The organism is Pseudonocardia sp. 73-21 (genome assembly GCF_001899645.1).
Taxonomy (GTDB): Bacteria; Actinomycetota; Actinomycetes; order Mycobacteriales; family Pseudonocardiaceae; genus Pseudonocardia.
This window is the reverse complement of record NZ_MKVV01000016.1, coordinates 52502-64759: the sequence shown is the minus strand read 5'-3', so window position 1 is coordinate 64759 and position 12258 is coordinate 52502. Positions and strand designations below refer to the sequence as shown.

At 70.4% G+C, this 12258-nt stretch carries 12 protein-coding genes; 2 read left to right on the top strand and 10 right to left on the bottom strand.

The features are described from left to right. Positions 1 to 15 precede the first annotated feature (15 nt). The 9 genes from BGP03_RS03405 to BGP03_RS03365 form a co-directional block, all read right to left on the bottom strand. Positions 16 to 1242, bottom strand: coding sequence for an MlaD family protein (locus BGP03_RS03405; protein WP_298800299.1), 1227 nt, complete (start codon positions 1240 to 1242; stop codon positions 16 to 18). Continuing rightward, a complete protein-coding gene (locus BGP03_RS03400) occupies positions 1242 to 2519 on the bottom strand; it encodes an MCE family protein (RefSeq protein WP_298800298.1) in 1278 nt (425 codons plus the stop codon). Before BGP03_RS03400 ends, BGP03_RS03405 begins: the two co-directional genes overlap by 1 nt. Beyond that, positions 2519 to 3829, bottom strand: coding sequence for an MCE family protein (locus BGP03_RS03395; RefSeq protein ID WP_298800297.1), 1311 nt, complete (start codon positions 3827 to 3829; stop codon positions 2519 to 2521). Before BGP03_RS03395 ends, BGP03_RS03400 begins: the two co-directional genes overlap by 1 nt. A 2-nt stretch (positions 3830 to 3831) precedes the next feature. Further along, entirely contained in the window at positions 3832 to 4806 is a 975-nt protein-coding gene (locus BGP03_RS03390) for an MCE family protein (RefSeq protein WP_298800296.1), read from the bottom strand. 1 nt (position 4807) lies between these two features. Then, complete coding sequence (locus BGP03_RS03385; protein WP_298800295.1) at positions 4808 to 6013, bottom strand: MCE family protein; 1206 nt, start codon at positions 6011 to 6013, stop codon at positions 4808 to 4810. Beyond that, positions 6010 to 7368, bottom strand: coding sequence for an MCE family protein (locus BGP03_RS03380; RefSeq protein ID WP_296369547.1), 1359 nt, complete (start codon positions 7366 to 7368; stop codon positions 6010 to 6012). Before BGP03_RS03380 ends, BGP03_RS03385 begins: the two co-directional genes overlap by 4 nt. A gap of 64 nt (positions 7369 to 7432) precedes the next feature. After that, positions 7433 to 8272 carry an ABC transporter permease gene (locus tag BGP03_RS03375; RefSeq protein ID WP_296369545.1) on the bottom strand — a complete coding sequence of 280 codons (840 nt, stop codon included), beginning with the start codon at positions 8270 to 8272 and terminating at the stop codon, positions 7433 to 7435. A 1-nt stretch (position 8273) separates the two neighbouring features. Further along, the gene (locus tag BGP03_RS03370) at positions 8274 to 9053 is read right to left on the bottom strand and encodes an ABC transporter permease (protein ID WP_296369543.1); all 780 of its coding nucleotides are present in this window, start codon (positions 9051 to 9053) and stop codon (positions 8274 to 8276) included. A 9-nt stretch (positions 9054 to 9062) separates the two neighbouring features. Then, positions 9063 to 10289: an ABC transporter ATP-binding protein gene (locus tag BGP03_RS03365; protein ID WP_298800294.1), complete on the bottom strand. Its 1227-nt coding sequence runs from the start codon at positions 10287 to 10289 to the stop codon at positions 9063 to 9065. A 297-nt stretch (positions 10290 to 10586) separates the two neighbouring features. On the opposite strand from BGP03_RS03365, the gene BGP03_RS03360 reads away from it, so the two are divergent. Together BGP03_RS03360 and BGP03_RS03355 are read left to right on the top strand one after the other, a co-directional pair. Next, positions 10587 to 10811, top strand: coding sequence for a hypothetical protein (locus BGP03_RS03360; protein WP_296369819.1), 225 nt, complete (start codon positions 10587 to 10589; stop codon positions 10809 to 10811). Then, on the top strand, positions 10733 to 11296 hold the full coding sequence (locus tag BGP03_RS03355) for an ATP-dependent Clp protease proteolytic subunit (protein WP_296369539.1): 564 nt from the start codon (positions 10733 to 10735) through the stop codon (positions 11294 to 11296). Before BGP03_RS03360 ends, BGP03_RS03355 begins: the two co-directional genes overlap by 79 nt. On the opposite strand, the gene BGP03_RS03350 is transcribed toward BGP03_RS03355, so the two are convergent. Further along, positions 11283 to 12251, bottom strand: coding sequence for a R2-like ligand-binding oxidase (locus tag BGP03_RS03350; protein WP_298800293.1), 969 nt, complete (start codon positions 12249 to 12251; stop codon positions 11283 to 11285). The genes BGP03_RS03355 and BGP03_RS03350 overlap by 14 nt on opposite strands. Between the last annotated feature and the right edge of the window lie 7 nt (positions 12252 to 12258).

Sequence of the window (12258 nt, the reverse complement as noted above, 5' to 3'; positions counted from 1 at the left end):
GACCTCTGGGGAAGGTCAGGGCAACAGGATCTGCGCGAGTGAACTCAACGGGGGAGCCGAGTCCACGGTCGCGCTCTCACTACCGAACGGAACAGGGGCCGCGCCACGGCTCCGGGTACCCGGCGCCGGCTTGGGGGTGGCGGCGTCGGGAACATTCTGCGCCCCGCGGACGTCGCTCGGGCTTCCGGGGGGCTCGGCGCAGTAGGCGCCGGCGTTCACGGGGGTGTCCGCGACGTCCGCGCCCGAGCGCCGTGTGGTGCCCTCGTACCCCTGCGCGCACGGATAGGGGTCGAAGATGTTGAGCGCCAGGCCCAGGTGGGCGGTGCCGTCACCGGGCACGACCGTCGCGGCGTCGGCCGCGATCCCGGGGTAGGCGGTGAGGATCTGGCTGAGGTTGGCCTGACGCGGTTGCGCGATCGTGGACACGACGAGCAGGTTGGAGATCACGTCGCCGAGGCCGGACCCGCTCTCGTCGAGCAGGCCGGTGATCTGGCGGCCCGCCTCCGGACCGTTGTCGATGACCGTGCGCAGGTCCGGGTCCGAGGTCTTCAGCTGTGCGGCCAGCTGCGCCAGGCTCCGGCTGAAGTCCTTGAACTGGCCGGACGTGTCGTTCTGCGTGGTGAGCACCGTGCGGCCGTCGCGGAGCAGGGCCGTGGTCTGCGGCAGTGCGTCCTGCGCCGCCTTCGTGAACTCGTTGGACGTGTCGAGCAGCCGCTGCAGCGGCTGTGCCGTGTTGGCGAACGCCGTGCCCAGCTGGTCGACCACGGTGCGCAGGGAGTCCAGCGGCACCGTCTTCACGAAGTCGTCGAGGCTCACGACGAGGTCCTCGACCGAGACCGGCACCGTCGTGCGGGCCACCGGGATGACCGAACCGTCGGCCAGCATCTTCCCGCCGTCGCTGGCGGGCTGCAGGTCGACGTACTGCTCACCGATGGCGGACAGGTTGCGCACCGCGGCGCTCGCGTCGGCCGGGATCTCGGGTGCGCTCTTGTTGATGTCGAGCTGGACGTCCACCCCGTCGGCGGTGAGGGTCAGGGGGCCGACCCGGCCGACGCTGACGCCCCGGTAGGTGACGTCGGCTCCGGTGAAGATGCCGCCGGAGTCGGCGAGCTTCATCGTGACCGGGTAGGTGGTGGCGCCCAGCAGCGAGCCGAGGTTGGCGTACCGCACCCCGACGTAGCCGACGCCGACCACCGCGATGAGGGCCAGTCCCAGCAGCTGCAGCCGAACCCGACGGGACATCACGAGCCACCTCCGAGGAGTCCGCCGAGCAGGCCGCCCGAGCTGGGGGCCCTGGTCGGAGTGGGGGTCGGGGTCGCCGGCAGCCGGGTGGGCGGCGGGTTGTTGGCGTCCGCACCCGTCAGCGGCGTCGGGGCCGGCCCGAGCAGGGGGAAGTTCGGGGTGCCGCTGCTGCTGCCCAGCAGCGGCCCGAGCACCTGCGCGGTGGGCGGCAGCTGCCCGAACAGCGGTGTGTCCGGCCCCGGGAACGGCTGGTTGGAACGGGCCAGGTTGTCGAGGAGGTCCTTGAGGTCGAGGTCCGCCTTGACGTAGAGGTTCGCGTAGTCACCGGCGATGGCCTGCTGCGCGGCATCGGTGAACGGGAAGCTCCCGAGGATCTGCAGGGAGTTCGGCAGGTCCTGACCCGACTCCGCCAGCTTGGACAGGGTGGGCTGGAGCGACCGCAGATCGGCGAGCGTGTCGTCCCGGCTGCGGTTCACCACGTCGGTCGCGACACCGGACAGGCGGTCGAGCGACTGCAGCAGGTCCACGAGCTGGGTGCGCTGGTTCTCGAGCTCCTTGAGCCCGGGCGAGAGGTTGTTCAGCGCGTTGGTGATCTGGTCGCGGCGGGCGTCGAGCGTGGCCGAGAGCCGGTTGAGGCTGTCCAGCGCCCGGGTGATCTCGGACTTCTTGTCGTCGAGCGCGCCGACGAGCGTGTCCAGGTTCGCGAGCAGCGACCGGATCTGCGGCTCGTTGCCGACCAGCGCCTTGTTCAGCTCGGTGGAGATCGTCTTGATCTGGGCGACGCCGCCGCCGTTGAGGAGCATCGACAGGGCCCCGAGGACCTCCTCGACCTCGGCCGAGCGCCCGGCGCGCTGCACCGGGATCCGCGCGCCGTCGGCGAGCGAGCCGGTGGCCCCCTGCGTGGGCGGCGAGAGCTCGACGAACTTCTCGCCCAGCAGGCTGGTGGTGCGGACCTCGGCGTCGGCGTTGGCCGGCAGCTTCACGTCCCGGTTGACCTTCACCGTGACGATCGCGTTCCAGGTCGCGGGATCCACGGAGATGTCGGAGACCGATCCGACCGAGACGTCGGCGACCTTCACCAGCGACTCGGGGACGAGGTCGACCACGTCCGGGAACTCGATCGACACCGTGTACGGGTTGTCGCCGAGGGCGGCGCCACCGGGCAGGTCGACCCCGCGCAGTCCCCCGCCCAGCACCGAGCAGCCGCTCGTCGCGAGCGTGACGACGGTGAGGGCGGCGACGGCGCGCGCCGTACGGACGTTCGTGAGGCGACTCATCAGTTGCCCCCTCCCAGGAGCGAGCCGAGCAACGGCAGGCCGGACGACGGGGCCGTGGTGCCCGCGGCCGGGGTCTTGGCCGCCGGGGCCTGCGCGACCCCGCTGGAGGCCGGGGCCGAACCCGCGGCCGGCGCGGGGACGGTCGGCAGTGCCAGCCCGGGCACCGGCGGAGCCTGGCCCGCGTAGAGCGCGGTGAGCACCTGCGCGGCGCTGGGCAGCGGCACCGCGCCCGAGATGATCGGCCCGGCCGCGTCGCAGAGCGTCTTGACGGTGGACGGGATGTCCCCCGGCGACGTGGCCTTCGTGAGCAGCTGGCAGACCGCGATCAGCGGTGGCTGGGTCAGCTCGTTGATGTCGGGCCGGGTGTCGAGCGTGCCCGAGCTGCCGTTGTAGGTGTTGACCAGGTTGTTGACGGCGGCGGGGGCCACGTCGAGCACCTCGGTGAGCGCCTTCTGCTGGTCCACCAGGGTGGCCGTCACGTCGCTCAGCCCGTCGACGTTGCTCTTCAGCGCCGACCGGTTGTCCTTCACGAAGCGGGACACGTCGGCGAGCGCCGGGCCGAGCTGGCTCAGGGCCGACCCGAGCTCGGTGCGCTGTCCGGCGAGGAAGCCCGAGACGTCGGCGAGCCGGCCGTTGAACTCACGGACCTGACCGTCGTTCTGGGCCAGGACGGAGGTGAACTTCTCCAACTGGGTGACCGTGCCGAACAGGTCGTCGCTGGATCCGGCGAGGGTGCCCGACAGGTCGCCCAGCTTCGTGATCGTGGTGTTGAGGGCCTGCCCGTTGCCGTCGAGGTTCTTCGCCCCGACGTCGAGCAGGTCGTTGAGGGCCCCGGTCTTGTTGGCCCCGTTCGGGCCGAGGGCCTGCGAGAGCTGGGTGGCCGTGCGGGCCAGGTCGTCGACGCCGAGCGGGACGGCGGTGCGCGCGATCGGGATCGTCGCCCCGTCGGCGAGCTCCGGTCCGCCGTCGTAGGCCGGCGTGAACTGCACGTAGCGGCCGGTGACCAGGCTGGGCGAGATCACCACGGCGTTCACGTTCGCCGGGAGCTTGACGTTCTTGTCGGTGATCGTCATGTCGACGCGCACCTGCTTACCCTCGGGGGTGATCTTGTCGATCTTGCCGACGGGCACGCCGAGGATCTCGACCTGGTTGTCCTCGAACAGTGCGGAGGCGTTGCTGAAGTAGGCGGTGACGTGCCTGCCGCCGGTGCCGGCGGCGACCACCCAGACGCCGGCGGCGATCAGCACGGCGAGCACGGCGGCGAGCCCGACGAACTGCATCTGGCGGCGGTCGGTGACGGAGAGTCCCATGGTCAGCACCCACCCGGGTTCAGCGGACCGATGCTGGGCGTCGGCAGCAGACCGCAGAGGTAGCTGTCGAACCAGCGACCGTTGCCGACCGCGTTGGAGAACAGACGCACGAAGGTGGCCTCGTTCTTGATCGTGTTGGCCAGGTTGTCCTGGTTGCGCTGCAGGACGTCGACCACCCGCGAGAGCGTCTCCAGGGTCGGCCGCAGCTGCTCCTGGTTGTCGGCGACGAGCCCGGACAGCTGCTCGGAGAGCTTCCGGGTGCCGTCGAGCAGGTTCGCGATCGCGTCCTCGCGCTGCTGGAGCTCACCGAGCAGCAGGTTGCCGTCCGAGAGGAGCTTCTGGACGTCGCCGCTGCGGTCCGCGAGCACGGTGGAGAGGTTGCGGGTGCCGGCGAGCAGCTGCTTGATCTGGTCGTCGCGGCTCGCGATCGTCGTGGACAGCCGCGAGAGGCCGTCCAGGGCGCCGCGGACGTCATCGGGGGTGTCCCGGAACGTGTCGGCCAGCGTGCTCAGACTCGTGGCGAGCTGCTTCGTGTCGATCTGGTCGATCGTCCCGGACAGCCCGTTGAACGCGGCGACGACGTCGAGCGGCGAGGCGGTGCGGGCCAGCGGGATCGGCTGGTCCGGGGCTTGATCGTCGCGACCTCGCGGGTCCAGGGACAGGTACTTGGCCCCGAGCAGCGTGCGGATCTCGATCGACGCGGTGGTGGCGTCACCGATCCAGGCGTTCTGCACGTCGAACGCGACCAGCACCTTGTTGCCGTCGAGCTTCACGGAGTCGACCCGACCCGCCTCGACGCCGGCGATGGTCACCTTGTCGCCGGCCTGCAGGCCGGCGGCCTCCGAGAACTCCGCCTTGTAGGTGGTGCCGCCGCCGAACAGGGTCGTGATGTTGAAGGCGACGAACGTGATCACGAGGATCAGGGCGATACCGGCGACCGCCAGGGGGACCGGTCGCCCGGCTCCGGGGAGAGCCATGTCATCCACCTCCCAGCAGGGGCAGGACGGGAGCCACCGAGGGCTGGGGAAGTGAGGTGGGCGGCGCCGGCAGGGAGGGCAGGCCCGGCAGCAGGGGCGGCGACTGCCCGCCGGACCCGCTGGGGTCCGCCCCGCAACGCGGCGCGTCGGACTTGAACAGCGGGATGTTCTGCGCCGGGACGAGACCACCGATCCCGACCGACCCCGACAGCCCGCAGACGTAGAACTGGAACCAGCTGCCGTAGCTGGCGGCGCGGGAGATGGTGTTGAGCTTGCCCGGCGCGGTGGTGAGGAACGTCTGCAGCGTGGGCTTGGCGATGTCGAGCTGGGTGGACAGCCTGCCGAGCGCCGCGATGTCCTGCTTGAGCGGTGCGCGGGCGTCGTCGAGGAAGCCCGCGGTGACCTGGGTCAGGTCCCCGACCGAGGCGATGGCCTGGCCGATCGGCTTCCGGTCCTGCGCCAACCCGGACACGAGCCGCTGCAGCGAGGTGATCAGGTCCGACAGCTGGTCGTCGCGGGAGTTGATGGTGCCGAGGACCGAGTTGAGGTTGTCGATCACCTGCCCGACGACCTGGTCGCGGTCGGCGATCGTGTTGGTCAGCGAGGACGTGCTGGCCAGCAGGTTCTCCACCGTGCCGCCCTGGCCCTGCAGGACCTGGACGATCTCCATCGACAGCGTGTTCACCTGCTGGGGGTCCAGCGCGGTGAACAACGGCTGGAAACCGTTGAACAGCGTCGTCAGGTTCAGCGGCGGGGTGGTGCGGTCGACCGGGATCGTGGCGCCCTCGGCCAGCCGGCCGGAGGGCGCGGCGGGCGCGGGCGCGTTCGGCCCGGTCTGCATCGCCGCGTTCCGGACGCGCGTGGTGCCCTGCGCCAGCGAGAGGAACCGCTGGCCGATGAGGTTCTTGTACAGGATCGACGCGGTGACCGTGGAGGGCAGCGCCTGCGTCGAGTCGACGCTGAAGTCGACCTTCGCCATCGTGCGGTCCGCGATCTCGACCTTGTCGACGCTGCCGACCACGACCCCCGCGATGCGGACGTCGTCGCCGGTCAGCAGGCCCGAGGCGTCGGTGAACATCGCGCTGTAGTTGGCGCGCGTCGTGCCCTGGGCGTTGGCGATCGTGAGGGCGAGCACCGTGGTGGCCAGGGCCGTGACCACGGCGAACACCAGGAACTTGATCAGTGGTGCGAGAGGGACCCTGCTCATGTCAGCGTCACCTCCGAGCCGCGGTAGAGCGGACCGACGAGCATCGTGCTCCAGTTCGGGACGGCCTGCGGTGACGTGCCCTGCTGGGCCGCCACCAGTTCGTTGACGACCTGGCGCTCGCCGGGCGAGTTGGGCACGCCCATGTCGTAGCGGGCGGGCTTGGCCCCGGACCCGTTCGCCCCCGTTCCGTTCGGCAGTGCGCTGTAGTCGGGCGGGATCCGACCGATGCCGGTGTACCCGGGCCCGGGTGTGCCGACCGGCGGGGTCGGTGTCTTCGAGCCGTCCCGGAACGGGCCGTCCGGCGGGAACTGCGGGCCCGGCACGACGATCGGGTAGCAGCGGGGGCCGCGGTCGTCGAGGTACCTGGGCTCCTCGCCCGGCACGTACTTGCCCCGGTTGTTCACGATCTCGGCCGTGATGTGGACCCCCGGCTCGTTGGTTCCCTTGCCGAACACGGCGTCGACGCGCGGGATGATGTCCGAGAGCTGCCCGAACAGGCACGGGAACTCGGGGGCGTAGCGCGCCAGGGTGGCCAGGGTCGGGCGGCTGGTGGCCGTCAGGCCGATGAGGTTCTCGCCGTTGGCGTCGAGGAAGGCGTTCAGGTCGTCGGACGCGCCGGTCAGCGTGGAGAGCAGGTCGCTGATGCCGTCCTTCTTCTCCACGATCGTCTTGCTGGTGACCGTGAAGTCGTTGAGCGCGTTGAGCAGGTCGGGGCTCGCCTGCGACAGGTTGTCGGCGAAGTCGGCCAGCTGCGTGACGTCGGCCTGCAGGTCCGGGATCGACGGATTGACGCCGTTGAGCAGGGTGTTGAGGCCCACGAGCGTCTGCCCCAGCTCGGTACCCCGGCCCTGCAGCGCCTGCGAGAGCGAGCCGAGCGTGGTGGCGAGCTTGTCCGGCTTGACCGCCTGGAGCAGGGGCAGCAGGTCGTTGAGCACCTGGTCCACCTCGCGGGCGGACTGGCTGCGGTCCTCGCCGATCACGTCGCCGGCGGCGATCCGCGCGCGGCCGGCATCGGCCGGCGGCACGAGCGACACGTACTTCTCGCCGAACAGCGTCTTGGGCAGCAGCCGCGCCGTGACGTCGGCCGGGATCTGGTCGGCCATCTTCGGGTCGATGCTCAGCTGCACCGTGGCGCCGTCGCCGGTCGTGCTGACCTGCTTGATGCTGCCGACGATCAGCCCGCGCACCTTGACGTCGCCGCCGTCGGCGAGCTGGTTGCCGATCCGGTCGACCTTCAGCGTGACCGGGATGCCGCTCTGGAACACGCCGACGTACTTGCCGATGGCGAGACCCACCAGCAGCAGGAGCACCGCGACGAACACGAGGCCCTGCACCGTCTTTCTCGTGGACGTCATCGGGCCACCTGCCCCGTAGCCGAGATCATGTCGATCACCGGTGCAGTCGCGATCGCTTTCGACGTCATCCCGCCACCCGCACCGACGTCGAGGTCCCGTAGATGACCAGCGTGAGGAAGAAGTCGAGGATCGCGGTGCTGACGATCGACAGCCGCACCGCGCGGCCGACCGCGATCCCCACGCCCGCGGGACCGCCCTTGGCCCGGTAGCCGTAGTGGCAGTGGATCAGGATGACCACGACGGAGAACGTGATCACCTTGAGGTAGGAGTAGAGGATGTCGCTGGGCGGCAGGAACAGGTCGAAGTAGTGGTCGTAGGTGCCGCCGGGCAGCCCGTTGAGCAGCGTGACGTTCAGCCGGGCGGAGGCGAAGCTCGCCAGCAGGCCGATCGTGTACATCGGGATGATCGCGATGACGCCGGCGAGCACGCGCGTGGTGATGAGGAACGGCACGCTGGGCACCGCCATCACCTCGAGCGCGTCGATCTCCTCGGAGATCCGCATGGCGCCGAGCTGGGCGGTGAAGCCGGCCCCGAGCGTGGCGGTCAGGGCGGCCGAGGCCACCAGCGGTGCGATGTCACGGGTGTTGAAGTAGGCGGTGATGAAGCCGGTGAGGGCCTCGACGCCGAGCGAGTCGAGCGCGCGGAAGCCCTGCAGACCCACCAGCGAGCCGACGAACAGCGACAGCGACAGCATCACGCCCGCGGTGCCCAGGATGACCACGAGGGCACCGGAGCCGAAGCTGACCTCGGCGAGCAGGCGGGCGATCTCGCCGCGGTAGCGCCGCAGCGTGCGGGGGATCCAGGCGATCGCCCGGCCGTAGAGCGAGAGCTGGTCGCCGAGGTCCTCGAGCGTCTCGAGCGGGAGCGCGGCCGCGCGGCGGGCGCGGCTTCCGAGTGTGGCCATGTCAGGACCCCTTCGGGGGAACGAGCTCGAGGTAGAGCGCCGTGAGGACCAGGTTGATCATGAAGACCACCACGAACGAGATGACGACGGCCTGGTTCACGGCGTCGCCGACGCCCTTGGCACCGGGGGGCGGGTTCAGGCCGCGGTAGGCGGCGATGATGCCGGCGGTGAAGCCGAACAGCGCCGCCTTGATCTCGCTGACGACGATGTCGGACACCTGCGCGATCGCCGAGAAGCTCGCGATGTAGGCGCCGGGGGTACCGCCCTGGACGATGACGTTGAAGAAGTAGCCGCCGCCGACGCCGACCACGGTGGCCAGCCCGTTCAGGACGACCGCGGTGGTGGCCATGGCCAGCACCCGGGGCACCACCAGGCGCTGGATCGGGGAGATGCCGAGCACCTCCATGGCGGCGATCTCCTCGCGGATCGTCCGCGCGCCGAGGTCGGCGCAGACGGCGCTGCCGCCCGCACCGGAGATCAGCAGCGCCGTGACGATCGGCGCGGCCTGCTGCACGATCGCGAGCACGCTGCCCGCACCGGTCTGGCTCTGCGCGCCGAACTGGCGGGTGAGGTCGGCGAGCAGGAGCGCGATGGTGGCCCCGAACGGGATGGTGAACAGCGCCGTCGGCAGGGCCGAGACCTTCGTGACGAACCAGGTCTGCTCGATGTACTCGGCGAGCTGGAACGGCGGCTTGAACGTGTTGCGGATGACGTCGGCGGCGAGGCCGAAGAGCCGTCCGACCGGGGTGAGCGCCCGGCTGATGGGAGTGGGTGCGGTCATCTCGCCCGCCTACCGCGACGGCCGGTGACGGCCGGGGCCCGACGGCGGCGGCTGGTTGCCGGGGCCCGAGCTCGGGCCCCCGCCGCCGTAGCCCTGGTCGTACTCGTCGAAGACGCCCGGCTGCGGCGGGGCGACGGGAGGTGCGGGCGGGGCGGGCGGCGCGACCGGCCGCGTGAACTGCTGCGTCTGCGTCTGCGCCTGCGACGGGGCCGGGCGGCCGTAGGGCGAGGCGCCGACGGCCTGGGGGCGGGCGCCCGCGCCGGCCATGGCGGGCTGGCCGGCCTGGCTCTCGCGGATGGCCTGCTGGGCGGCGTAGGGCAGCGTGGGCATCAGGCGCTCCACGCGCTCCTGGCGGCGGCGCACGGCCGCGCGCTCCGGGAGGCCCTTGGTCGCCTCGAGCTGCGGCTTGAGCGGCGGGAGGCCCGAGAGCTCCTCCACCTCGGCCATCTCACGGGCGGCCTGGGCGGTGTCCTTCTCCTCCGACATGCCGATCGGGCCCTGGCGCCGTCCGTTGAGGAACTGGCTGACCACCGGGTCGTCGCTGGTGAGCAACACCTCGCGGGGGCCGAACATCGCCAGGTGCTTGCGGTAGAGCATCCCGATGTTGTCGGGCACCGTCTGCGCGGTGTTGATGTCGTGGGTGACGATGAGGAACGTCGAGTCCGTCAGCGCGTTCAGGTCGATGATCAGTTGGTTCAGGTACGCCGTGCGCACCGGGTCCAGACCGGAGTCCGGCTCGTCGAACAGGATGATCTCGGGGTCCAGCACCAGCGCGCGGGCCAGGCCGGCGCGCTTGCGCATACCGCCGGAGATCTCACCGGGGAGCTTCCGCTCGTCGCCGGTGAGGCCGACCATCTCCATCTTCTCGGCGACGATGTCCTTGATCTGCTGCTCGGACTTCTTCGTGTGCTCCCGCAACGGGAACGCGATGTTGTCGAACAGGTTCATCGACCCGAACAGCGCGCCGTCCTGGAACAGCACCCCGAACAGCTTCCGGAGCTCGTAGAGGCGCGACTCGCTGCACTTCACCAGGTCGGTGTCGTGGATGACGATGGAGCCCTTCTCCGGCTTCAGCAGCCCGATCAGGGTCTTCAGGAACACCGACTTGCCCGTGCCCGACGGGCCCAGCAGGACGCTGACCTCACCGGGCGGCAGGGTCAACGTCACGTCGGACCAGATGTTCGCCCGTCCGAAGGACTTCGACAGTCCCTCGACGGTCACCTCGACGCCGGTCATGCCGAGTGCTCACGAGCCGGGGCCGCGGCGGAGACCGCAGCCGTGATGTTGGCCGTCGAGATCATAGAGCCACTCCCTCATTGGACCGGGACTCGTCGGCGCGGTAGCGGGGAGCAGGCGGCCGAGTGCCCACAACCGGAGAACGACGCCGTCGGGGGCTGGTTACTCACCAGTTGCGTGTGTGACCGAAGTTGCTCCGATCGGGTTACCGCCGGTACGCCTTTCGCTGCGGGCGAACTTCTCACCGTCGGCGAAACGGGCTCCACGCAGCGCACCGGCGGTCCTACCGTCAGCGACATGCCGGTCACCGGATCGCCCCCGCGGACCCGCCACGTCCTGTCGTCGTTCGTGGAGCGCACGAGCTACGGAGTGCAGGAGCCCAGCCCCTACAACAAGCTGTTCGAGGGCCGCATCATCTTCCTCGGCACCCCGATCGACGACGCGTGCGCCAACGACGTCATGGCCCGGTCGGGGGGATCCAGGGCCAGGCCTCGGATCTGGAGATCCAGGCCGCCGAGGTGAGCCGGATGCGGCGGTTCCTCGAGTCCACCCTGGCCGTCCACACCGGACGGTCCGAGGAGACGGTGCGCGCCGACATCGAGCGCGACCTGTTCCTCACCGCGCAGCAGGCCGTCGAGGACGGCGTCGCGGACCGGATCCTCCCGAGCAGGAAGGTGCGCCCATGCGTCTCCACCGTCGCCACCGGCCTGGCCGCGTCGATGGGCCAGTTCCTGCTCACCGGAGGCGCGCCCGGCAAGCGGCTGGCCCTGCCGCACGCCGAGATCCTGATGCACCAGCCGTCGTCGGGGATCGGGGGCACGGAGTCCGACATCGTGATCCGCGCCGACATGCTGCACCGGCTCAAGCGGCAGATCGCGGAGATCACCGCCGGCCACTCGGGCCAGAGCGTCGAGCAGATCGAGGCCGACTTCGACCGCGACCGCTGGTTCTCCCCCACCGAGGCGGCGGAGTACGGGCTGATCGACCGGGTCGTCAGCCGGCCATAGCGAGCTCGGCCTGGTCCTCGGCGTGGAACCGCTCCTCCAGCGTCTCCGGGGAGGCGTCGGCGTCGATGGTGCGGAGGTCGGCGCCCCGGGCCGACTCGATGGCACCGAGCCTGCGCCCGACCTTGTCCATCGCGTACTCGGCCATCTCGTTCATGTCGACGTCGAACGGCGGGTTGTCGCCGTCGTACTGCTCGAACGTGCCGGTGACCACGCCCATCGCCGGCACGAGCAGCTCCTGCATGCGCTCGTCGACGACCTCCCACATCGCGTCATCGGCGGCCACGTGCCGACGGCAGGTGAACGTGCCCCACGCCATGTGCCGGCGCTCGTCGTCGCCGATGTGCTTGATCAGCTGCTGCATGCCGGGCAGGATCCCGCGGCTCGTGCAGACCTTGGCCCACGCGAAGTAGCCCGTGAGCGCGAGCGTGCCCTCCACGATGTGGTTGTAGGTGATCGACGCCCGGATCTGGTTGCGCGGCGACGGGTCGCCCGCCAGCGCGTACAGGCTGTCGGGCAACTGCTTGGTGAAGATCTCCATGTAGGCGTCGTTCTGCTCGATGTAGGAGTGCAGGTCGTCCGTCATCCCGATCGCGTCGAACCAGCGGCGGAAGCCCTCGGTGTGCTTGGCCTCCTCGAACACGAACTGCGTCAGGTACATCTCGTCGGCCAGCCGCCCCTCGGCGGCCATCGCGGCGACGAAAGGCTGCAGATCCTGCGTCACCGACTCCTCGCCCGCCATGAACTGGGCAGCGAGCGAGAGGGTCCACCACCGCTCGTCGTCGGTCATGGCCGCGAAGTCCCGCGCGTCCTGGCCGAAATCGATGTCGGCCGGGTTCCACTGCCGCCCGTTGCCCTTGGTGAACAGGCGCATCGGGAAGGAGTCGAAGTTCAGCCCGCCACGGCTCAGGCTGGCGAACCCCGTGCGCTTGCCGTGCTCGATGACGCGTCGCTCCATTGCGATC